Below are 23069 nucleotides of genomic sequence, written 5' to 3'. Positions count from 1 at the left end.
TGTAGAGGCGGGAACATGGTTGCAACGTCAGCGCCCTGCCAGCCCTGCACTCTCCTTTCCGAAAGAGGCGGATACTTCAGCCGCCGCAACCTTAACCTGACGATCAGACTAAGGCCGGACCGGTCAGCCCATCGATCATCACCTGCGGAATGCCGCGTGAGCAGTGTTCGATACGCCCGTTGACGCCATACACTTTTGCCAGCGTAGCCGGCGTAATCACCTTATCCGGCTGCCCTTCTGCGACCAGCGCGCCCTGCTTAAGCATCAGGGCATGTTGCGCATGACGCAGCGCGATGTTGATGTCATGCACCACCACCACCGTCACGATGTTGCGCTGGGCCGTTTCGCGGCGCACCAGGTCCATGACGTGGAACTGGTAATTGAGATCCAGCGCGCTCAGCGGTTCATCCAGCAGCAGCAGTTTAGGGCGACGGATTAAAGATTGCGCCAGCCCGACCAGCTGCTTCTGTCCGCCCGAAAGCTGATCAAGGTAGCGCATCGCCAGATGGGCAATGCCCAGTTGTTCCAGCAGATGCATGATTTCCGCTTCACTGCTGGCACTGTGCAGGCCACCGGAGGCACGCTGTGCCACGATAATCGATTCCAGCACATGCAGATGCACGCCCGCAGGCAGCGACTGTGGCAGATAGACTACGTTTTTCGCACGGCGGGCAAACGGCTGAGTCATGAGATCTTCACCGTTAAGCCACATCTCGCCCTGACCTTTATTCAGACCAGCCAGCGCACGCAACAGCGTCGATTTACCGCAACCATTCGGTCCCAGCAGAACGGTAATCTCACCGCGTGGCAACGGAGCCACGTTGAGGTTTTCAATCACTTTATGTTTGGGATAACCGGCACTGAAGCCGCGTAATGTCAGACCCGTTTCCATTATACCGTCCCCCGATGGCGCAGAATAATACTCAGGAAGAACGGCACACCAATCAGTGACGTCACAATACCCACGGGAATAATGACACCCGGCAGCAGGTTTTTCGACGCGACTGACGCCAGGGAGAGCACCAGCGCGCCAACCAGCGCACTGGCAGGCAGATAAAAACGGTGATCTTCACCAAACATCATGCGGGCAATGTGGGGTGCAACCAGGCCGATGAAGCCAATGGGTCCCACAAACGCCACCGCAAGCGCCGAAAGGATACTGATGCGCAGCAAGGTGGTCAGGCGCAGCCGACGCACGTCGATACCAAAGCTCACGGCGCGGTCTTCACCCAGACGCAGCGCCGTCAGCTTCCAGCTGCTCATCATTGAGAACGGCACCAGGATGGCCAGCGCCACGGTCAGCACGCCCAGCTTCTCCCAGGAGGCGCGCGCCAGGCTGCCCATGGTCCAGAACACCAGACCCTGCAGCGTATCTTCGCTGGCAATGAACTGCATCATCGAGACCAGTGCGTTAAAGGTAAAGACCAGTGCAATACCGAACAGCACGACGCCCGCAGAGGAGACCTGGGTCCAGCGGGTCACGGCATCCAGCATCAGCGCGGCAAACAGTGCAAAGATAAAGGCGTTGGCTGAGATTAACCACTGATCAGGAATGCCAGGAATACCAACGCCGAGAATGATCGCAAGTGCGGCACCAAACGCCGCTGCCGATGAGACACCGAGCGTAAACGGGCTGGCCAGCGGGTTATTCAGGATAGTCTGCATTTCTGCGCCGGCCAGGCCCAGCGACAGCCCGACCACCAGCGCCATCAGTGCATAAGGCAGACGAATATCCCAGACGATAACACGGGTACCGGCATCGACACTGTCGGGGCTGAGCAGCGTATTCCACAGCGTGTCCAGTGAGAGCCCGGCCGGACCGAGCGTAAAGTCGAGGATTAATGAGGCAATAATTGCCACCAGTAATACGCCAATCCAGATCAGGCGGCGGCGCAGCACCTGATGATAGTTTTGCATGGTGTGGTGAAGCGTCTCTTCCCCCGCCAGCAGCGAAGTTTCGGTAGTCATTTTTGAACCCTGTGTGGCTATCACGTCAGAAAACGCAGTCACAATAGTGCAGGTGATAATAATTATCAATTCGTTCGCATAAGCGAGGCGAGAAAAAACCGTAAAAAATGGTGTTGTTAGGGGAACGATAATGGCAGTTATAGCGCATTGACGTTAAAGATGGGGAAGAGCTCAGGGCGCTGTGTCAGGTACCTGACTTAACAGCGCCAGCGCACAGTTCTAATCTTTATGAACCGGGAACTCCATCTCGCTGTACTTCACGAAACGGCTGCCGCGCGTCAGCCTGTAGCCGAACCAGATAATCAGGAACAGCGGAAGGCCAATGTAGGTGGCCGCTACGCTGTACCAGTCAATGCTGTCGTTAAGGAATGCCTGATAGTTCTGACCCAGCGTAATGATCAGGCAAAGCACAAAGGCGAAGATCGGCCCCAGCGGGAAGAAGCCGGAACGGTAAGGCAGATCGTTAAGATCATGACCCTGGGCAACATAGCCGCGGCGGAAGCGATAGTGACTGATGGCAATACCCAGCCAGGCGATAAAACCGGTCATGCCTGAGGTATTCAGCAGCCACAGATAGACTTCCTGATTGCCAAACTTAGAGGTCAGGAAGCACAGCCCGGCCACGACGGTCGTCGCCCATAAGGCATTGCGCGGAACGCCGCCTTTAGAGAGTTTCGCGAAAATGCGCGGCGCTTTGCCTTCACTCGCCAGGTTGTAAAGCATACGCGTTGAGGCGTACATACCGGAGTTACCGGCTGACAGCACCGCCGTCAGGATCACCGCATTCATCACCGCTGCCGCAGAGAGCAGACCGGCGTTCTGGAACACCAGGGTGAACGGGCTGACGCTGATATCGTCAATGTCGTTATGCAGCAACTGCGGATCGGTGTACGGCAGGATCAGACTGATAATCAGGATGGCGAACACATAGAACAGCAGGATACGCCAGAAAATCTGCCGCACCGCGCGCGGGATATTTTTCGCCGGATCTTCAGATTCGCCCGCCGCGATACCGATCAGCTCGGTGCCCTGGAAGGAGAATCCCACAATCATCGCCACGCCAATCATTGCCGCAAAGCCACCCGCAAACGGCGCATCGCCAACCTGCCAGTTATGCCAGCCCGCATGCTCCGCACCGCGCATAATGCCGGTAATCATCAGCACGCCAACAATGATAAAGATAATCACGGTGGCCACTTTAATCAGCGAGAACCAGTATTCCGCCTCGCCAAAGCCTTTCACCGAGATGTAGTTAAGCAGGAATATCAGACCCAGGAACAACGCGCTCCAGATCCAGCCTGGCGTGTCAGGGAACCAGTAGGTCATCACCAGCTGGGACGCCACCAGGTCAACTGCGATGGTCACCGCCCAGTTGTACCAGTAGTTCCAGCCGAGGGCGAAGCCAAAACCCTCTTCGACATATTTCGCGCCGTAGGTGGCGAAAGAACCCGAGACGGGCATAAAGGCGGCCAGCTCACCGAGACTGGTCATCAGGAAGTAGACCATCAGGCCGATGAGCATATAGGAGAGAAGTGCTCCGCCGGGGCCAGCCTGTGCGATAGTTGCGCCAGAGGCGACAAACAGGCCGGTACCGATTGAACCGCCGATGGCGATCATCGTCAGATGACGGGCTTTTAACGCACGTCGTAATGCAGGTTGTTGTGTTGTATTTGGGTCATTATGCATGTGTTAACGCTACGCTGGGTAAAAATGAGGCGCGATTGTAGCAGCCAGACCGCCTCTGTATAGCTGATGCCATGCTGTTATAAGTTATGTTCATGATCGCGCCCGAATTATTAGCGGTCACTCACGGCAATAGGACAAAAAGCGCGTCAGGGCTTTTGAAATATGCTTCTGCCGGTGATGAATGCGGTAGAGCGTTCGGGTCAGACGCGGCAACGGAATCGTGAGTTCTGTCAGCGTGCCCGCCTCCAGCAGATCGGCAATCACCCGGCGCGAAAGACAGCTGATACCCATGCCATGCCGCACTGCATGCTTGATCGCTTCGGAGTTGCCCAGCTCCATGCCCAGCTGAAAACTTGGCAGGTGTGACAACAGCAGATAGTCGACGATTTCACGGGTGCCCGAGCCGCGCTCACGCAGGATCCAGGGCGCTTCGGCCAGCGTTTTCAGCGTCACCGGCTGTTGAAGAATCGCGGCGTCAGGCGCAGCAAACACCACCAGTTCATCTTCCAGCCAGGGTTCACTGACCAGCTCGGTCATGTGACACGGCCCTTCAATCAACCCGACGTCTACGCGAAAATCGGAAACCGCCTGAATCACATCCTGACTGTTTCCGACGCTCAGCTCCAGCGGCAACCCCGGAAAATCACGGCGATACGCGGCCATCATGCCCGGCAGCAGATAGTTACCGATGGTGCTGCTGGCGAAGATGCGGATTGCGCCGTTATCCTCTTTGAACAATTGCTCAATTTCACCTGCCTGCTCCAGCAGTCCTACCGCACGCGGATAGAGCAGCCGCCCGTGCTCATTTAGCACCAGCCGTTTGCCGACCCGATCAAACAGCTGCACCCCGAGCTGACTCTCCAGATCGGCCAGCGCCGCGCTGACTGCGGACTGCGACAGCGCCAGCAACTGCGAAGCCTGCGTCGTTGAACCGCTTTTGAGCACTTCGGTGAACACTTCGATTTGCCGCAGCGTAATGTGCATTGTTGCCTCTTAACTCAATGAATGCCTGACAAGATAAATCATTAATGCCAGCCAGAGCAGCCCGGCGATGCCCAGCCAGCCTGCCATTTTTTTACCGCGCGCACGCTGAGACTGCGCTTTCGCGATGCTGCTGATACGCACGTCTTTCGGCAGCAACCGCATCAGCACCATGACGCCCGTCGGGATAATCACCGCGTCATCCAGCAGACCAACAAACGGGATCACATCCGGGATGAGATCGATCGGGCTGACGCCATACGCGACCAGCCCCAGCATCGCCACTTTGTTCCACCAGGGCGTGCGCGGATCGCGAAAGGCAAACCACAGCACCCGGGCATCTCTTTTGATCAGCGTCGCCCAGCGGTGCAGACGCGAAACTATCATGATTGCGGCCTTATCGTTTATTCTGGTAAATTATAAATATATTATCAATTTCACTTTTAAGCCAGTCGCCGTCATGATCATGACTCAACCATGAGGAGTGACCACCATGACCGAACTGAGCATCGCTAAACCCCATCATCCTGTTACGCTCTGGTTCCCCGGTCTGCTGCTGACTGCCGCGATTGCCGCTGCTGCCAGCTGGCTCGCACAGCAACCGGTGGTGGCAGCAGCGGGGCTGGGTTCACTGACCCTGGCAATCATGCTGGGCATCCTGGTCGGCAATAGCGTCTATACGCCTCTGGCGTCGCGCTGCGACAGCGGCGTGATACTGGCTAAGCAGAAGCTGCTGCGGCTGGGGATCATCCTGTTTGGATTTCGCATCACCTTACAACAGATTGCCGACGTTGGTTTTAGCGGCATCCTGATTGATGCGCTGACGCTGAGCAGCACCTTCTTTATTACCTGCCTGCTGGGCATCCGGCTGCTGAAACTGGATCGCGATACCGTCTGGCTGATTGGCGCGGGCAGCAGCATCTGTGGGGCAGCGGCCGTACTGGCGACCGAGCCAGTGGTAAAAGCCGCCTCCTCGAAAGTGGCGGTGGCTATTGCAACCGTGGTGCTGTTCGGCACGCTGGCAATCTTTATCTATCCAATGCTGTGGCCGCTGGCGCACCATCTTTTTCCAGGCCTGAGTGCATCGCAGTTTGGGGTATTTACCGGTTCGACCATCCATGAAGTAGCACAGGTCGTGGCTGCCGGACACAGCATCAGCCCCGATGCCGAGAACAGCGCGGTGATTGCCAAAATGCTGCGGGTGATGATGCTGGCCCCGTTCCTGCTCTGCCTGAGTGCAGTGCTACGCGGCAAACGCAAAGCGAGCAACGCGCGTCAGCCGGTGACGTTTCCCTGGTTCGCCCTGCTGTTTATCGCAGTCGCGCTGTTTAACTCGCTGCAGCTGCTGCCTGCCACGGTAGTGGCCACGCTGAACGAGCTGGCGGGTCTGCTGCTGGCGATGGCGATGGCGGCTCTGGGATTAACCACCCGTTTTAGCGCATTACGTGAGGCGGGCGTTAAACCGCTGCTGCTGGGCGCACTGGTATTTGGCTGGTTAATCGCGGGTGGCGGCACCATCAATCTGCTGGTGCAACATTTCATGGGCTAACAGCATCGGGTATCATGCCGTTTCATCCGTGCATAGCCCCAGGAGAAAGGCATGAAATATATCGGCGCACACGTGAGTGCGGCAGGTGGTGTGGATCAGGCAGTGATTCGCGCCCATGAAATAGAAGCCACCGCCTTTGCCCTCTTTACTAAAAATCAGCGTCAGTGGAAGGCCGCCCCGCTCTCCACTGAGGTGATTGATGCTTTTCGCGCCGCCTGCGAGACGTACAAATTCAGTCCGCAGCAAATTCTGCCGCACGACAGTTTTCTGATTAACCTCGGTCATCCGGTTGAAGAGGCGCTGGAGAAATCCCGCGCGGCCTTTATTGATGAATTAAAACGTTGTGACCAGCTCGGCCTGACGCTGCTGAACTTCCATCCCGGCAGCCATCTGCATCAGATTGAAGAAGAGGCCTGCCTGAAGCGGATTGCGGAGTCGATCAACATCGCCCTCGACCAGAGCCAGAATGTGACCGCCGTCATTGAGAATACCGCCGGTCAGGGCAGTAACCTCGGATTCCGCTTCGAGCACCTCGCCACCATTATTGAACATGTCGAAGATAAGTCGCGCGTCGGCGTCTGCATTGATACCTGTCATGCGTTTGCTGGCGGGTATGATCTGCGTACCGAAGCGGACTGCGAGGCAACCTTTGCTGAGTTTGAGCGCATTGTCGGCTTTGATTATCTGCACGGTATGCACCTTAACGATGCCAAAAGCGCCTTCGACAGTCGCGTTGACCGCCATCACAGCCTGGGTGAAGGGAATATCGGCAAAACGGCGTTTAGCTGGCTGATGAAAGATCCGCGGTTTGATGGTATTCCGTTAATTCTTGAGACTATTAATCCCGACATCTGGAAAGATGAGATTGCCTGGCTGAAAGCCGAACAGCAGGGATAGAAAAAGAGAGCCAGCTGGCTCCGAGATTTTTGACAAAGTCAGGCCTGGTTGCTGTAAGACTGAGCCTGCACAGGGAACAAGGTCAGATCGGAAAGATGTAAAAGCAAACAGGGAGCCACCGGCTCCCTGTTATTATCACTTCAGCAGATTATGCATTTCTGCACATCAGGCTTTCGCCAGCTGCTCTTCCGGACGTTTCAGTATCGCATAGCCCAGACCCGCAACCGCAGTACCGATGACAATCGACATCAGATAACCGACAACCGGGGTAATGGCGCCAGGGATCAGCAGTACAAACAGTCCACCGTGCGGTGCCATCAGTTTCGCGCCAATCGCCATGGAGATCGCGCCGGTGATTGCGCCGCCCACGATACAGCAAGGCAGAACACGCATCGGGTCACGGGCTGCGAATGGAATCGCACCTTCAGAGATAAAGCAGAGACCCAGAACCAGTGCCGCTTTACCACCTTCCTGCTGACCTTTGTTGAATTTACGACGGGCAACCAGCGTAGCCAGACCCATCGCCAGCGGTGGCACCATACCGGCTGCCATGATGGCGGCCATCGGTGCATACGTCTGCGAACTCAGTAAGCCGACGCCAAATGCGTAAGCCACTTTGTTCACCGGACCGCCCATATCGGTACACATCATGCCGCCCAGGATTGCGCCCAGAAGGACCGCATTCGCCGTGCCCATGTTAGCCAGCCAGTGTGTCAGGCCACTCATGATGCCCGCAACCGGTTTGCCCACCACGTAGATCATCAGCAGGCCGGTGATCAGACTCGCGAACAGCGGGATAATCAATATCGGTTTCAGCGCTTCCATACTCTGCGGCAGTTTGACTTTGCCGCTGATCAGCTTCGCTGCATAACCGGCAATAAAGCCCGCGATAATACCGCCTAAGAAGCCTGCATTGATGCTGGTGGCGATCATACCGCCAATCAGACCTGGCGTCAGACCCGGACGGTCAGCGATGGAGAAGGCGATAAAGCCCGCCAGCACTGGTACCATCAGAGCAAAAGCGCTGCCCCCACCGATTTGCATCAGCGCAGCGGCCAGAGTGCCCTGTTCTTTAAACGCTGTGATACCAAAAGCAAACGACAGGGCGATGCTCAGACCACCCGCGACCACCATCGGCAGCATGTAAGAAACACCGGTCAGCAGGTGACGATAAGCCCCTGCCCCGCCTTTTTTCTCTTCTTCACTGCTATTGCTCTGTCCGCCAGCCACCTCTTTATATGGCTTCGCTTCTGCAACCGCTTTATCCAGTTCCTGCGCGGTTTTCTTCAGCGCCAGACCGGTTGAGGTGCGGTACATCGGCTTCCCGGCAAATTTCGCCAGATCCACTTCGATATCAGCTGCGACGATCACCAGATCAGCGGCAGCAACTTCTTCCGGGGTGATGGCGTTACCCGCACCTACTGAACCGCGAGTTTCAACTTTCACCCACCAGCCGCGACGGGTCGCTTCAGCCTGAATAGCTTCGGCAGCCATAAAGGTGTGTGCCACGCCGGTCGGACAGGCGGTAACGGCCACAACGCGTTTCTGCGCGCCAGCCTGAGCCGGTGCTGCAGCTGATGCACTTGCAGGTGTTGCCACCGCCGCAGGAGCCTGCCAGGTTTTAGCTTCAGCTTTGGCGCGGTTAAGGAAGGTTTCCGGCTCGCGGACCGCCAGCTGGATATCACCCAGCCAGACCGCTTTGCCATTCAGCGCCGCATCATCCGGCACGTTTTTACCCAGCACAATCGCCAGTTCAGCGTCGGCAGGGTTCTCAGTCAGGGTCAGGCCCGCAGCAGCTGCGGCGGCAGCCAGACGTTGTTGCGCCATATATGCGGAAGCCAGTCCCAGTGTAGGGTCTTTAATCAGCAGCGTTTTCATTATCGCTCTCCTGCTGTCAGTTAACGGGTTGTAAGTCGACACGCGCCATCATTGCGGCCAACTGCGTACGATCGGAAACGCCAACGTTGCTCTGGCTGACGGCCATCGCCGCCACGGCAGTCGCAAGACGCAGCGTGTGTTCGCTGGATTCACGCATCAGCAGGCCATAAATCAGGCCGCCCACCATCGAATCACCGGCACCCACGGTGCTGACGACTTCACACACCGGCGGTTTAGCAATCCATTCGCCTGACGCGTTGACCCACAGTGCGCCTTCCGCGCCCAATGAAATCACCACATGGGCGATGCCCTGCTCGCGCAGTTCGTGCGCAGCGCCAATCACATCCTGCAGACCAGGCAGTTTGCGACCGGCCCAGATCTCCAGCTCACGGCGGTTAGGTTTCACCAGCCATGGTGCGGCTTTCAGTCCTGCCACCAGCGCCTCGCGGCTGCTGTCGAAGATAATGCAGGGGCAGTGAGTACGCAGTTCGGTCATCCAGCGGGTAAAGGCATCGTGATCAACGCCTTCTGGCAGGCTGCCGCTGACGCAGACCATGTCGAACTGGCCCAGCCAGGTCAGAGAATCAGCCGTAAAACGATCCCAGTCCTGACCCGTGACCTGGAAACCGGAGAAGTTCAGATCGGTAACGTCGCCGGTCTGTTCAGTGAGTTTAACGTTAATACGGGTACGGCCCGGCACCACCTGGAAACGGTTGGCAATGCCCAGCTCGCTGAACAGCTGCTGGAAGCCGTCCTGATTCTCTTTACCCAGGAATCCACCCACGGTGACATCGATACCCAGGTCTTTCAGGACTTTAGCAACGTTGATGCCCTTGCCCGCCGCGTGCAGCCCGGTGGTTTTCACCAGGTTGACTTCGCCGCGTTCAATTTCAGGGGTATATCCCACCAGGTCATACGCCGGATTCAGCGTGATGGTGGCGACGCGTCTGCTCATGCTGCCCCCTCGCCCAGACCGCTGTTGATCGCCTCTTCAATGGCGGTCAGCGCCTGCTGTGCATCGTCACCGCTGGCGGTGAAGCGCAGGCGATGGCCTTTCTTCACGCCCAGCGCAACCACTTTCATCAGGCTACGGCCGTTAGCAGGTTTACCGCTGCCGTCGAGATTGGTCACAGTGATGTCGCTGTTGAACTGCTTGATTACGCTAACCAGCGCGGTGCCTGGACGGGCATGGAGACCATGCTCGTTGCGAATAGTGAATTCTGCGGTCAGCACCTCAGCCTGCTCATCAACTTCGCTGGTCAGCAGTGCGTAAACGCCTGCTGCATCCGCTTTAAGCAGGCGATCTGCTTTGTTCTGCTGCAGTAATGCGCTGAGGTAACCCAGCACTTCCAGTGGACGTTCATCGGTCGCTGAAACGCTGATTAACATCGCCGCGGATTCGCCCTGATGGTCGAATGCATGTTCAGCGCGGCTGATGGCAACACCGCTGCGCAGGTTGCCGAGGCTGCTGTCGCTGAGCCAGATGCCCTGACCCAGATTCAGCGGAGCCGTCGAGACCACGTCTGCGACGTAGCTCGCATCCACCACACCCGCGGACTGCAGCCGGCCAGCATTCATTGCCTGCAGAGTGATCAGATCGCTGGCAGCGACGTTGAGCGTAATTAATGAGGTGTCGAAGCTGAACTCGGCGGCCTGTTTTTCGCCCATCAGCAACGCACGGAGATCTTCAGCAGAGGCAGTTTTAAGCTGTTCAGCAATGGTGTCATCGCTCAGAACATGGGTCAGCTGACGCAGCAGCGCCAGATGCTCATCCGACTTAGCGGCAATCCCGATGGCGACATAAGCAGTCTGATCGTCACCCCAGGCAATGCCCTGCGGGAACTGAAACACCTGAACACCGGTTTTCAGGACCATGTCGCGGGTATCGGTGGTGCCATGGGGAATTGCGATGCCGTTGCCGAGGAACGTTGAGGTTTGCTGTTCGCGGGCCAGCATGCCATTGACGTAGCCTTCCGTCACATTACCCGCAGCGGTTAACGCGGCAGCAACCTGACGAATGGCCTCTTCTTTATTCTGGGCGCTGGCTCCGGTATGGATGGCCTGCAATTCGAGCTGGAACATAATTCTCCTCGCTTGCTGAGATTGAATCGTTTCAGCCAGTGGGGATTTTTTTACGCCATGCTGTTGAAAACAGGTGGCGCAGTCACCGCTGAAACGTTTCAGGGATTGTGGTACAGCAATTTTACGGAGGCAAGAGAATGCGCAAACGGCGTAACAGATTTTTGACGTTACGCACATTTCAGGGGGATTATGGGGAATAAAAAGTGAACAGGCTGACGCGGTTGCTGTAATGCAGAGATCTGTGGACCGAAAATGTCAGCAGCGTCAGCGCTTCAGGGGGCAGTATCGGCTTCGAGCTGAAGTAAGTATGTCATCGCCTCCTGGCGTGAGTTGCCACACATGCTGTATGCAGGCTGCAGGCCTGCGCAGACGGCAGGACGCAATGGCGAACCAAACAGTTTGCAGCGCAGTAAGTCATCGAGCTGAACGCAGGGCGTGTTCGCGGGCTTGCCGTCAGGCATGCCAGGAATGGGTGAAGAGATCGAGGGCGCTGTACAACAGGCACCGCACTGGCTACGGCATTGCATGCTGTGCTCCGGCAGAGAAAGTCGCGGCGACAATAGCAGTCCGGGGCAGAAATTGCCATGAAAGCCGCGGCCTGACATAAAATTTCGCCACCACCATATTGCCAGTTTTCACCGGCACGCGTAACGTTGCGCGCACTTCACTCTCAAGATAGCGAGAACAGCAATGCCAAAAGCCAATGAAATCAAAAAAGGGATGGCCGTCACGCACAACGGTAAACTGCTGCTGGTTAAAGACATTGATGTCCAGAGCCCCAGCGCACGCGGTGCTGCCACCCTGTATAAAATGCGCTTTACCGATGTCCGCACCGGTTTAAAAGTTGAAGAGCGGTTCAAAGGCGACGAGATTATTGATGCGATTTCGCTCAGCCGTCGCAGCGTCACCTTCTCTTATATAGATGGTGATGAATATATTTTCATGGATGACGAGGATTACACTCCTTACTCCTTTAAGCAGGAGCAGATCGAAGAAGAGCTGCTGTTTATCCCTGAAGGCGGCATCCCTGGCATTCACGTGCTGACGATGGAAGGTCAGGTACTGGCGCTGGAACTGCCACAAACTGTGGATATGGAGATCGTGGATACTTCACCAGGCATTAAAGGGGCTTCCGCCAGCGCCCGTACCAAACCAGCCGGAATGAGCACAGGCCTCTCTATTCAGGTTCCGGAATATTTGAGCAACGGTGACCGCATCCGCATCCATATCGCTGAACGCCGTTACATGGGCCGCGCTGACTAAACCGCCAGCCTGCTGCTGATCGCGATAATGTTATAGTATTACACTATTGCGTTATTTTCTGGCGGGGGCGTCCCATGACACGCGTTAATCTGATTACCGGTTTTTTGGGCAGCGGCAAAACCACGCTGCTCTGCCATCTGCTGGCAGCGCGGCCCGCAGGAGAAAAGTGGGCGGTGCTGGTCAATGAATTTGGCGAGATTGGGATCGACGGTGCCCTGCTGGCCGATCGCGGTGCCACGCTGAAGGAGATTCCCGGCGGCTGCCTGTGCTGCGTTAACGGTCTGCCGATGCAGGTTGGGCTGAATATGCTGCTGAAGAGCAAGCCCGACCGACTGCTGATTGAGCCAACGGGTCTGGGCCATCCGCGTCAGGTGTTGCAGATGTTAAGTGCGCCGGTGTATCAGGCGTGGCTGCAACTGAACGCCACTCTGACGCTGCTGGATGCTCGTCAACTGGCTGAGCCGCGTATTGTTGCCAATGAAAACTTTCGCGATCAACTCGCTGCCGCCGACATTATTATTGCTAATAAGCGCGACTGCTGGAGCGAAGAGGACCGTCAGCGCCTGGCTGACTGGCAGCAGCAGATGCAGCCTGCTCGTCCTCTGATACAGACCGAATTCGGTCAAATCCCCCTTTCCCTGCTTGATGCCCCTTATCTGCCGCGCGACCTCCCTGCGCCGCATCACCATCATTCGTCGCCCCCGACCAGCGGTCTGGCGGCATTACGACTGGATGGCGAGGCGCGATGGCGTCGGGCGCTGAACCACGGCCAGGGCTATAGCGCCTGCGGCTGGCTGTTTGATGCTGACACGCTGTTTAGCCGCGATGCGCTGCTGGAGTGGGTCCGGCTGGCAGCGGTCGATCGCATTAAAGGGGTAACGCGCACGCCAGAAGGCACAATGCGTATTAACTGCCAGGCAAAAGAGTTGCAAAGTGAGACATTCACCTCACTGCCGCCCGATAGCCGTATTGAGATCATCCATTCTCAGCAGGTCGACTGGAATCAGCTACAATCGGCATTGTTGAAGTGCCGTTTACGCTAAGACAGGTATTGTCGGCGGTTATTTTTTTAATGAGTTTTAATTATGCGCGTAACCCGCCTTATTACTATCCTGCTGCTCAATGCACTGGGCATAGTGCTGTTTCTTTCCTGGTATTTGCCGCCTGAACACGGTTTCTGGTTTGGCATCGATAAATCTGTTTTCTTTGGCTTCAATAATCAGATGGGCACTCATCCGCTCTTCGCGCTGATCGTCGCTATCACCAATTTTCGTGGTTTTGATGCGGTATCCCTGCTGGCGATGGGTCTGCTTTATCTGTCGATCTGGCGGCAGGAAACGCCAGAGGCCAGGCGTCGGATGCTGGCCATTGGTATCACCATGTTGTTAACCGCCGTGGTGCTTAATCAGTTGGGCCATTTATTGCCCGTGAAACACTCGAGTCCGACGCGATTCTTTGATCACGTTTATCGCGTCAGTGAATTAACCGGTATTCCCGCTAAAGATGCCTCAAAAGACAGTTTCCCTGGGGACCACGGTATGATGCTGATCATCTTCGCCTGCTTTATCTGGCGTTATTTTGGTTTCAGCCGTTTTATCGTTGCCGCCGCTATTGTGGTGATATTTTCACTGCCGCGCGTCATGGCGGGCGCGCACTGGTTTACCGATATTGCCGTCGGTTCACTGTCGGTCGTTTTAGTCGGACTGAGCTGGTGGCTATTAACACCAGCGAGTGACGTATTGGTTAACTGGTTTTATCGCAAATTACCGGGTAAATATAAGCCCGTGATGTAAATGTTAAGCGCGGTCGGTTTACCCGCCAGGTTCATAACCGCCCGCGCTTATAAAAAACAGCTCCTCACTATTAGGCTGCTAATTAAATTCACGAAAAGAAAAGGTTATGACCCGGCTTACGCGTTAACGGGTCTTCACACCAGGCTGTCAATTAAGAAAACACTGAAACAGCAGGCTATGCCCCGAATTGACCTCCCTTTCATCCCCTGTTCTCACCATTATTTCCCCACAATTGTCTCTAAAATAGTCAGTGTGTTACGGTTTGATTCTCATCAAAAAAACCTATATGAAATTGATTAAAAGCACTCGCCACGGCGTCTGTAATCAGTTAACCTCAGTCGCAGTGAGACTACAGCGGCAGAAAATTCAGATTTTTTACCGTTAAAGTGTGTCCATTAACACATTTTAGTAATTAAGGATTTGTCTTAGCCTGTTTCGCTTATTAATCTCCCTGTTTTGTCATCTGGCTGGCGACAATTTTGTCGTAAGGAAATCGAAGGAAAACCCGAATAATGGTCAAGTCTCAACCAATACTGAGATATATAATGCGGATCGTGCCCGCATTGGCGCTAGCCACACTCCTCTCAGCTTGTAGCAGTACCCATAGCAGTCAAAACGCGAATAACGAGAATCATGAAGTTAACAACCACAATGGTTTTTTACTTCAGGCGTCTCAGGATGAGTTTGAAGAAATGGTGCGTAACGTCGATGTTAAGTCGCGCATCATGGAACAATACGCCGTCTGGAAAGGCGTGCGCTATCGCCTCGGTGGCGATACCAAACGCGGGATCGATTGTTCCGCCTTTGTACAACGCACCTTCCGCGATCAGTTTGGCTTAGAATTACCTCGTTCTACCTCTGAGCAACAAGACACAGGCAAAGAGATCACCCGCAGTAAATTACGCCCTGGCGATCTGGTGATGTTCCGTGCCGGTTCAACGGGCCGCCACGTGGGCATTTACCTGGGTAACGATAACTTTGTTCATGCATCTACCAGCAGTGGCGTGATGATCTCCAGTCTCAATGATGACTACTGGAAAAAGCGTTACCGTGAAGGGCGTCGTGTATTAAGTCGTAACCCGACCTGATTATCACCTTCGATTTTCTCTCGCCAGAGAACAAGAAACGCTGCCTGTGCAGCGTTTTTTTTCGTGCCTGAAGATGGCAGGCAGATTTTTATCAGATAAAAGCATTGTATTTCAGATAAATAACGAGACATTTCAGACTCTCTCGTTATATTCTCGGTCGCTTAAACCGAAGCAGTCGTGCGCAATAACATAATAATAATTTATCAGGAGCACCTCATGCCATTGTCGGGGGCACTACGGCGCCGTGACACTACTCCTCGCCGTATCGCATGCAGTAGCGCGATGGCTGGCGGCTTATTCTTTCTTTTGTTCGCCGTACTCTCTTTTCACCAGACCTGGCAGAAGCGCGAACGGCAGCATCAGCAACTGCTGGAGAACAGTCGCACGGCATTGCAGCAAACGCTCTCCACGTTGATTAACAGCACTCTCACTCCCCTGCTTCCGTTTACCCACACTGCCTGCCATAACATAGATCGTGAACTGACCTCACGCGCCGCCTTTGCCGGAAACCTTCGCGCCATTCTGCTGGTTGATAACGGTACAGCCTTTTGCTCGTCAGCGACCGGCAGTTTTAGTCTGCCACTTAATGTGATTGCGCCGCACAGTGACATTTCTCGCGATACCGACCTGCAACTGATGCCAGGCACGCCGTTGCAGCCGAATAAACCGGTGCTGGCCTTGTGGATCAAAAATCCAGGCAGCCTGCAGTCAGGCGTTTTCGCGACGCTCAATATCACTCTCGCGCCTTATCAGCTGCTGGCGTCCCGGCGACCGGAAATCACCGGCATGGCACTCGTGGCACAGCGCAGCGCCTTAACCAGCTGGCAGCCCGGCCTCATTGAGAATAAAAACCTGCCGACGCCCCTGCACCAGCAGGCGCTGACAGGATATCCGCTCCAGTTTGTCGTGTACGGCTCCACTCTGGCAGTCAGCGACTATCAAACTATCCTGCTAAGTGGCCTGTTGCTGTCGCTGCTGTTTGCAGGGGGATGGTGGCTACTGTTGTCGGTGTATCAGCGTCCCGGCAGAGAGCTGATTCGGGCCATGAAACGCGGCGAGTTTCACGTTGAGTATCAGCCGCTGGTGACGTCTCATGATGGCCAGCCTTATGGTATGGAAGCATTATTACGCTGGACTCACCCGACGAAAGGCCCGGTTCCGCCCGATGTCTTTATTCATTTTGCAGAATCACAGAATCTGATTATTCCGCTGACGCGGCATCTGTTTCAGCTGGTTTCCCGTGATGCACATCTGCTGTGTCATACCATTCCCCGTCATGCCAGCCTGAGTCTCAACATTTCGCCCCTGCATCTGGCTGACAGTGGTTTCCGTCAGGATGTGCTGCACTGGCTTGATACCATGCCTGCGGGACACTTTAACTATGTGTTTGAGATTACTGAGCGAGCCATGGTGCGGGATGAAAACGTCGGAGAACTGTTTGACTGGCTGCATCAGCAGCAGATTCATATTGCTATTGATGATTTTGGTACCGGGCATAGCGCGTTAATCTATCTGGAACGTTATGACTTTGATTACCTCAAAATCGATCGCGGTTTTGTTCAGAGCATCGGTACAGACACCCTGACCTCACCGGTTCTGGATTCCGTGTTGCAACTGGCGAAGAAACTCAACTTAAAGAGTGTGGCCGAAGGCGTTGAGACCGGTGAGCAGGCCACCTGGTTAATTAATCGTGGTGTAACGCATTTGCAGGGTTATATCTTTAGCCGTCCGTTACGGCCAGAAACGCTGATAGACTATTTCCGTCGTCATAAGGCCTGACATGACCTGGCCTGAAACGCCCCGGACATCTGACTGGAGGAATCATGCTGTTTCGCTTTGGACTCATACTGCTGTGTGGCCTGCTCAGCGCCCCGCTGCTGGCTGCCTCTGTCCAGCAAAGCTATGCATTCACCCAGGCTGGTGAAGCAAAATATCCGCCCGGTTTCAGCCATTACGACTATGCCAACCCCAGCGCGCCCAAAGGAGGCAGCATCACCCTGGCGGTGATCGGTACCTATGACAACTTCAATCGCTATGCCTCACGCGGCAATCCAGGCATTAACACCGGCACGCTTTATGACGGGCTTTACACCAGTTCAGACGATGAACCCGGCAGCTATTATCCGCTGATTGCCGAGTCGGCGCGCTACGCCAGCGATTTTTCGTGGATCGAGATCCAGATGAATCCCCACGCCCGCTTCCAGGATGGCACACCGATCACCGCCCGCGACGTGGCGTTCACCTTTGAAAAATTCATGACTGAGGGCGTGCCCCAGTTCCGCGTCGCCTACCGTGGCGTTAGCGTAAAAGCGCTGAACGACCTCACAGTGCTTATAGAAGCACAGAAGCCGGATAAAGATCTGCTGCTTGGATTACTGACGCTGCCGGTGATCGCCGAGTCGTTCTGGCACGATAAAAAGTTTAACGAGCCGTTAAGCGCACCGCCGTTGTCGAGCGGACCCTATCGCATTACCCGCTGGAAGCTGGGCCAGTTTATTGAGTTCAGCCGGGTAAAAGATTACTGGGCCGCCGATCTGCCGGTAAACCGCGGACGTTTTAATTTTGATCGCATGCGCTATGACTACTATCTGGATGACAATGTGGCGTTTGAGGCCTTTAAGGCTGGCGCTTTCGACTGGCGTGAAGAGACTTCGGCGAAGAAATGGGCCACCCAGTATCGCGGCCGCCATTTCGACGATGGCAGCATCGTCAAAGAGACCACGCCAAACGACGCTGCTATTGATACCCGCTGGCTGGCATTTAACAATGAAAAACCGCTGTTTCATGATCGACGCGTGCGTCAGGCTTTCTCACTGATGTTCGATTTCGAGTGGATGAACAAAGCGCTTTACTACGGAGCCTGGCATCGCGCCAGCAGCTATTTCCAGAACACGGAGTATGCTGCCAGTGGTGTGCCGGATGCACAGCAACGGGCGCTGCTTGAACCCTGGCGCGCACAACTGCCGCCAGAGCTGTTCAGCCAGCCCTATCAGCCACACAAAACGGATGGCAGCGGCTATGACCGCGCCAGTCTGTTAACCGCATTTGACCTGTTAAAACAGGCGGGCTGGCAGATTAAAAATCGCCGCCTGGTCAATGATAAAACCGGTCAGCCGTTCACCGCCGAGTTGCTGTTACGCAGCGGTTCTGACATCGACTGGGCACTCCCGCTGCAGCACAATCTTTCGCGGCTTGGCATTACGCTGAATCTGCGGCAGATCGACAGCTCGCAGTATCTGCGGCGCAAACGGGAAGGTGACTACGATATGATTGCCACCGCCTATTCAGCGATGCCCATCCCGACGTCCAGCCTGCAGATCCTCTGGCACTCCGACTACATCAACTCGTCGTGGAACAGTGCGCGGGTTAAAGATCCGATAGTGGATCACTTTGTGAAACAGATTGTGGCGCATCAGGACGATCCTGCTGAACTTCGCCCGATGGCTCAGGCGCTGGATCGGGTGCTGCTGTGGAATGCCTATATGATCCCAATGTGGTACAACGCTGAACAGCGGCTGGCATACTGGGATAAGTTTTCTCACCCTGCACGCAAGCCCGCCTACAGTACAGGGCTGGAAAACTGGTGGTACGACACAAACAAAGCCGGACGCCTGCCGGCCAGTAAACGCTAAGGAGATCACCGTTGGCCGCTTACTTTCTGCGCAGACTGCTGCTGATTATCCCGACCTTGTGGGCGATCATCACGCTTAATTTTTTTATCGTGCAAATCGCGCCCGGCGGCCCGGTCGATCAGGCGCTGGCAAATATTGAGTTTGGTCAGACAACGGGCCTGCCCGGCAGCGGGGCGGAGAGCGCCAGTTCACGCGCCAGCTTCAGTCACATTAATCCTGGCGATAATCAGTATCGTGGCGCACGCGGGCTGGATCCTGAAGTGATTGCTGAGATTAAAAAGCGTTACGGCTTCGATAAACCTCTCTGGCAGCGCTACGGCGAGATGCTGTGGAATTACCTGCGTCTGGATTTTGGCGACAGCCTGTTTCGCAGCGCCTCGGTGATCGGGCTGATCAAAGAGAGCCTGCCAGTCTCGATCAGCCTGGGACTCTGGAGCACCCTGATTATTTATCTGGTGTCGATTCCACTGGGGATCCGCAAAGCGGTGCGCAATGGCAGCGCCTTTGATGTCTGGAGCAGCGCCTTTATTATCATCGGCTACTCCATTCCGGCCTTTCTGTTCGGCATCATGCTGATTGTGCTGTTTGCCGGTGGCAGCTATCTCGACTGGTTTCCGCTGCGTGGGCTCACCTCTGCGCAGCACGATACACTGCCCTGGTATGGCAAAGTGCTGGACTACTTCTGGCATATCGCTCTGCCGGTGCTGGCGACAGTGATCGGCGGCTTCGCCACGCTGACCATGCTGACCAAAAACGCCTTTCTGGACGAGATCCGCAAACTCTATGTGATGACCGCGCGCGCCAAAGGGGTGCCAGAGCGACGCATTCTCTATCATCATGTGTTTCGCAATGCGATGCTGCTGGTGATCGCCAGCTTCCCGGCCACGTTTATCAGCATGTTCTTTACCAGTTCGGTACTCATCGAAGTGATGTTCTCGCTCAACGGGCTTGGGCTGCTCGGCTATGACGCGACATTGCAACGCGACTACCCGGTGATGTTTGGCACGCTCTATATTTTCACGCTGATCGGTCTGCTGATGAATATCCTCAGCGATCTGACTTATACGCTGGTCGATCCCCGCATCGACTTCGGGAGCCGCTCATGACGCTCTCACCGCTGAATCAGCAGCGCTGGCAGCGCTTTCGTCACAACCGACGCGGCTACTGGTCGCTCTGGATCTTTCTGATCATTTTTCTGCTGTCGCTGGGTGCTGAACTGATCGCGAATGACAAGCCGTTGCTGGTGCATTACCACCAACGCTGGACGGTGCCGCTGCTGTTTGACTACAGCGAAACCGACTATGGCGGTGTACTGGCGACAGCGGCGGATTATCAGGATCCCTGGCTGCGGCAGCGCATCAGGCAGAATGGCTGGGCGCTGTGGGCACCGATTCGTTTCAGCGACGGAACCATTAATTTTGCTACTCAGGTGCCCTTCCCTTCTCCGCCTTCTGCGCAGAACTGGCTCGGCACGGACGCCAACGGCGGCGACGTACTGGCTCGGCTGCTCTATGGCACACGTATCTCTCTGCTGTTCGGTCTGCTGCTGACGCTTCTCTCCAGCGTAATCGGGATTGTGGTCGGCGCGGTGCAGGGCTATTTCGGCGGCAGAATTGACCTGATTGGGCAGCGGATGATTGAAGTCTGGTCTGGCATGCCCGCGCTGTTTCTGCTGATTCTTCTCTCCAGCGTGATTCAGCCTGGCTTCTGGTGGCTGTTGCTGGTCACCGTGGCGTTTGGCTGGATGAGTCTGGTAAGTGTTGTCAGGGCAGAGTTTCTCCGTACCCGAAATTTTGATTACATTCGTGCCGCGCAGGCGCTGGGCGTCAGCGATGGCCGGATTATGTTGCGCCATATGCTGCCTAACGCGATGGTAGCCACACTGACCTTTCTGCCGTTTATTTTGTGCGGATCGATTACCACGCTGACCTCACTCGACTTTCTGGGCTTCGGCCTGCCGCTGGGTTCGCCCTCGCTGGGCGAGTTACTGCTGCAGGGCAAAAACAACCTGCAGGCTCCCTGGTTGGGTCTGGCAGGCTTTTTCACGCTGGCGATCCTGCTTTCGCTGCTGATTTTTATCGGCGAAGCGGTGCGCGACGCCTTTGATCCGGGCAAAGGAGCCTGAATGACGACGCCATTGCTTGCTATCAATCATCTCTCAGTCGCCTTTCGTCAGGGCAAGCAGCTTCGACAGGTCGTGAATGACGTGTCGCTGCGCATTGACGCAGGTGAAACGCTGGCGCTGGTGGGTGAGTCTGGTTCCGGCAAGAGCGTCACCGCGCTGTCGGTAATGCGACTGCTGCATGAGGCTTCAGTGATTTATCCCAGCGGCGAGATTCTGTTTAACGGTGAAGATCTGCTGCGCGCCCGCGAGCAGCGTCTGCGGGGTATTCGCGGCAACCAGATCGCGATGATTTTTCAGGAGCCCATGGTGTCACTGAATCCGCTGCACACCGTGGAGAAGCAGCTGTATGAAGTGCTGTCACTGCATCGCGGGATGCGTCGTCCGGCCGCACGCGGGGAGATTCTCAGCGTGCTCGATCGGGTCGGTATCCGGCAGCCCGCCACCCGGCTCAATGATTTTCCCCACCAGCTTTCCGGCGGTGAACGCCAGCGGGTGATGATTGCCATGGCGCTGCTGACCGAGCCGCAGCTGCTGATTGCCGATGAGCCGACCACGGCACTGGATGTGACGGTTCAGGCCCAGATCCTGACGCTGCTGCGCGAACTGCAACGTGAGCTGAACATGGGCATGCTGTTCATCACGCATAACCTGAATATTGTGCGTCAGCTGGCAGATAATGTCAGCGTGATGCGCAACGGTCACATCGTGGAGCAGAATCGCTGCCAGACCCTGATGAACCAGCCGCAGCATCCTTACAGCCAGCAGTTGCTGGCTGCGGAACCGGAGGGAAAAGCCGTTCCGCTGCCCGCAGCGTCGCCCATTCTTCTTCGTGTCGAGCAGCTTCAGGTGAGCTTTACACAGCGGCGCGGGCTGTTCCGTCGCCAGAACAGTGAAAAGCGGGTGCTTTCCGGATTGAGTTTTAGCCTGCGGCGTGGCGAAAGTCTGGGCCTGGTGGGTGAGTCCGGCTCGGGTAAAAGCACCACCGGGCTGGCACTGCTGCGGCTGATTGCCTCACGCGGCGAGATCTGGTTTGACGGTCAGCCGCTGCATCAACTGTCGCGTCAGCAACTGTTGCCGCTGCGTCAGCGTATTCAGGTGGTGTTTCAGGACCCTAACTCCTCACTCAATCCGCGCATGACGGTGCAGCAGATTATTGCTGAGGGTCTGGCGGTACATCAGCCTGAACTCGACAGTGTGCAGCAGACGCAGCGGGTTATCGCCGTCATGGAGGAAGTGGGGCTTGAAGCGGAAAGTCGCCATCGTTATCCGGCCGAATTTTCTGGCGGTCAGCGACAGCGTATTGCTATTGCGCGGGCATTGATTCTGGAGCCGGAGTTGCTGGTGCTGGATGAACCGACTTCATCGCTGGATCGCACGGTGCAGAAGCAAATTCTGACGCTGTTACGCCGTTTGCAGCAGCAGCGGCAGCTCAGTTATCTGTTTATCAGTCACGACCTGGATGTGGTTCGCGCGCTGTGCCACCAGCTTATCGTGCTGTGCCAGGGAGAGGTCGTGGAACAGGGCGAGTGTGAAAGGCTGTTTGCTTCACCCGTGGCAAATTATACCCGCGAGCTACTGCAGTCGGCGCAGCTTAACCTCCAATAAAGGTTTCTGCTATCGCCACGCCCTGATTTTTCAAACAGCAGTTAGTGGCACTTTCGTCACGACGCTGAATGAACAGGCAGGGCTGCCCTTCGCACTCAGCAACTTTGCAATCAACCTGAATATCCGCCAGAACCTCTTTTAACTGCTGCAGAATCTCCCACGCCGGAATGCCGTCATGGCTGATCAATCGCAGCGCCACGAAATCCTGCTCATCCAGCGTTGCATCATCAGAATCAATGGCGCTGTGGTGATCGCTGGCCCAGCGAAAATGCTGTGGCAGACGATGCACAATTGAAAGTTGCAGCATAGTTTACTTTCCCCGGATGAGTTTATGTCGCAACACCGACCTGCCCGCAGCCAGCGGGTCATTCACCGCAGAGTCCGGACAGGGAGGCCCATCCGTGCGGATTGCAGAAGCGCATTTTTGCGACTTACATCGCACTTCAGCCTATATGTACCGCGTTCACTCACCGTTAACAATCATTTTAGACGCATTATGATTACTTTTTTAACTAAAAATTT

Annotated in this window: 21 protein-coding genes; 11 read left to right on the top strand and 10 right to left on the bottom strand. The window is 55.6% G+C overall.

The features are described from left to right. Nucleotides 1-103: 103 nt before the first annotated feature. The 5 genes from KTJ90_RS06305 to KTJ90_RS06285 form a co-directional block, all read right to left on the bottom strand. Nucleotides 104-892, bottom strand: a complete 789-nt coding sequence (locus tag KTJ90_RS06305) for an ABC transporter ATP-binding protein (protein ID WP_003854130.1) — start codon at nt 890-892, stop codon at nt 104-106. Continuing rightward, the gene (locus KTJ90_RS06300; RefSeq protein ID WP_078804593.1) at nt 892-1968 is read right to left on the bottom strand and encodes a FecCD family ABC transporter permease; all 1077 of its coding nucleotides are present in this window, start codon (nt 1966-1968) and stop codon (nt 892-894) included. The genes KTJ90_RS06305 and KTJ90_RS06300 overlap by 1 nt, the downstream gene beginning before the upstream one ends. Nucleotides 1969-2187: 219 nt before the next feature. Beyond that, entirely contained in the window at nt 2188-3654 is a 1467-nt protein-coding gene (locus tag KTJ90_RS06295; protein WP_003854132.1) for an amino acid permease, read from the bottom strand. A gap of 117 nt (nt 3655-3771) precedes the next feature. Then, a complete protein-coding gene (gene yieE, locus KTJ90_RS06290) occupies nt 3772-4638 on the bottom strand; it encodes a DNA-binding transcriptional regulator YeiE (protein ID WP_003854133.1) in 867 nt (288 codons plus the stop codon). A 9-nt stretch (nt 4639-4647) separates the two neighbouring features. After that, nucleotides 4648-5022 (bottom strand): YkvA family protein, encoded by a 375-nt coding sequence (locus KTJ90_RS06285; RefSeq protein WP_499026027.1) that lies wholly within the window; start codon nt 5020-5022, stop codon nt 4648-4650. A gap of 106 nt (nt 5023-5128) precedes the next feature. On the opposite strand from KTJ90_RS06285, the gene KTJ90_RS06280 reads away from it, so the two are divergent. Next, entirely contained in the window at nt 5129-6184 is a 1056-nt protein-coding gene (locus KTJ90_RS06280) for a YeiH family putative sulfate export transporter (RefSeq protein WP_003854135.1), read from the top strand. A gap of 51 nt (nt 6185-6235) precedes the next feature. After that, nucleotides 6236-7081 carry a deoxyribonuclease IV gene (gene nfo, locus KTJ90_RS06275; RefSeq protein ID WP_105098970.1) on the top strand — a complete coding sequence of 282 codons (846 nt, stop codon included), beginning with the start codon at nt 6236-6238 and terminating at the stop codon, nt 7079-7081. A gap of 165 nt (nt 7082-7246) precedes the next feature. On the opposite strand, the gene fruA is transcribed toward nfo, so the two are convergent. The 4 genes from fruA to KTJ90_RS06255 all read right to left on the bottom strand — a co-directional run bounded on the left by fruA (nt 7247) and on the right by KTJ90_RS06255 (nt 11568). Then, entirely contained in the window at nt 7247-8959 is a 1713-nt protein-coding gene (gene fruA, locus KTJ90_RS06270; RefSeq protein WP_140033203.1) for a PTS fructose transporter subunit IIBC, read from the bottom strand. 16 nt (nt 8960-8975) lie between these two features. Next, a complete protein-coding gene (gene fruK / locus KTJ90_RS06265) occupies nt 8976-9914 on the bottom strand; it encodes a 1-phosphofructokinase (protein WP_003854138.1) in 939 nt (312 codons plus the stop codon). Further along, nucleotides 9911-11041, bottom strand: a complete 1131-nt coding sequence (gene fruB / locus KTJ90_RS06260; RefSeq protein ID WP_105098969.1) for a fused PTS fructose transporter subunit IIA/HPr protein — start codon at nt 11039-11041, stop codon at nt 9911-9913. The genes fruK and fruB overlap by 4 nt, the downstream gene beginning before the upstream one ends. 272 nt (nt 11042-11313) lie before the next feature. Beyond that, a complete protein-coding gene (locus KTJ90_RS06255; RefSeq protein ID WP_003854141.1) occupies nt 11314-11568 on the bottom strand; it encodes a YkgJ family cysteine cluster protein in 255 nt (84 codons plus the stop codon). Nucleotides 11569-11731: 163 nt separating this feature from the next. Here KTJ90_RS06255 and yeiP point away from each other — a divergent pair, with 163 nt between their 5' ends. The 9 genes from yeiP to yejF all read left to right on the top strand — a co-directional run bounded on the left by yeiP (nt 11732) and on the right by yejF (nt 22547). Next, complete coding sequence (yeiP, locus tag KTJ90_RS06250; protein ID WP_003854146.1) at nt 11732-12304, top strand: elongation factor P-like protein YeiP; 573 nt, start codon at nt 11732-11734, stop codon at nt 12302-12304. Between the two features lie 74 nt (nt 12305-12378). Further along, a complete protein-coding gene (locus KTJ90_RS06245; protein ID WP_140033200.1) occupies nt 12379-13347 on the top strand; it encodes a CobW family GTP-binding protein in 969 nt (322 codons plus the stop codon). Between the two features lie 42 nt (nt 13348-13389). Next, nucleotides 13390-14097, top strand: a complete 708-nt coding sequence (locus KTJ90_RS06240) for a phosphatase PAP2 family protein (protein WP_003854148.1) — start codon at nt 13390-13392, stop codon at nt 14095-14097. 512 nt (nt 14098-14609) lie between these two features. After that, complete coding sequence (gene mepS, locus KTJ90_RS06235) at nt 14610-15185, top strand: bifunctional murein DD-endopeptidase/murein LD-carboxypeptidase (RefSeq protein WP_071591717.1); 576 nt, start codon at nt 14610-14612, stop codon at nt 15183-15185. 216 nt (nt 15186-15401) lie between these two features. Next, a complete protein-coding gene (pdeN, locus tag KTJ90_RS06230) occupies nt 15402-16964 on the top strand; it encodes a cyclic di-3',5'-guanosine monophosphate phosphodiesterase PdeN (RefSeq protein ID WP_008926117.1) in 1563 nt (520 codons plus the stop codon). A 44-nt stretch (nt 16965-17008) separates the two neighbouring features. Then, on the top strand, nt 17009-18817 hold the full coding sequence (locus tag KTJ90_RS06225; RefSeq protein ID WP_499026026.1) for an extracellular solute-binding protein: 1809 nt from the start codon (nt 17009-17011) through the stop codon (nt 18815-18817). Between the two features lie 11 nt (nt 18818-18828). After that, nucleotides 18829-19923 (top strand): microcin C ABC transporter permease YejB, encoded by a 1095-nt coding sequence (locus KTJ90_RS06220; protein ID WP_499026025.1) that lies wholly within the window; start codon nt 18829-18831, stop codon nt 19921-19923. Continuing rightward, nucleotides 19920-20942, top strand: coding sequence for an ABC transporter permease (locus KTJ90_RS06215; protein ID WP_003854154.1), 1023 nt, complete (start codon nt 19920-19922; stop codon nt 20940-20942). Before KTJ90_RS06220 ends, KTJ90_RS06215 begins: the two co-directional genes overlap by 4 nt. Beyond that, a complete protein-coding gene (yejF, locus tag KTJ90_RS06210) occupies nt 20943-22547 on the top strand; it encodes a microcin C ABC transporter ATP-binding protein YejF (protein ID WP_314508946.1) in 1605 nt (534 codons plus the stop codon). Here yejF and KTJ90_RS06205 read toward each other — a convergent pair. Next, the gene (locus KTJ90_RS06205) at nt 22534-22854 is read right to left on the bottom strand and encodes a YejG family protein (protein WP_003854157.1); all 321 of its coding nucleotides are present in this window, start codon (nt 22852-22854) and stop codon (nt 22534-22536) included. The two genes, yejF and KTJ90_RS06205, sit on opposite strands and share 14 nt — an antisense overlap. Nucleotides 22855-23069 lie beyond the last annotated feature (215 nt).

The organism is Pantoea jilinensis (assembly GCF_019104105.1).
GTDB classification, from domain to species: Bacteria; Pseudomonadota; Gammaproteobacteria; order Enterobacterales; family Enterobacteriaceae; genus Pantoea; species Pantoea eucalypti.
This window is presented reverse-complemented; position numbering and strand designations above follow the sequence as displayed.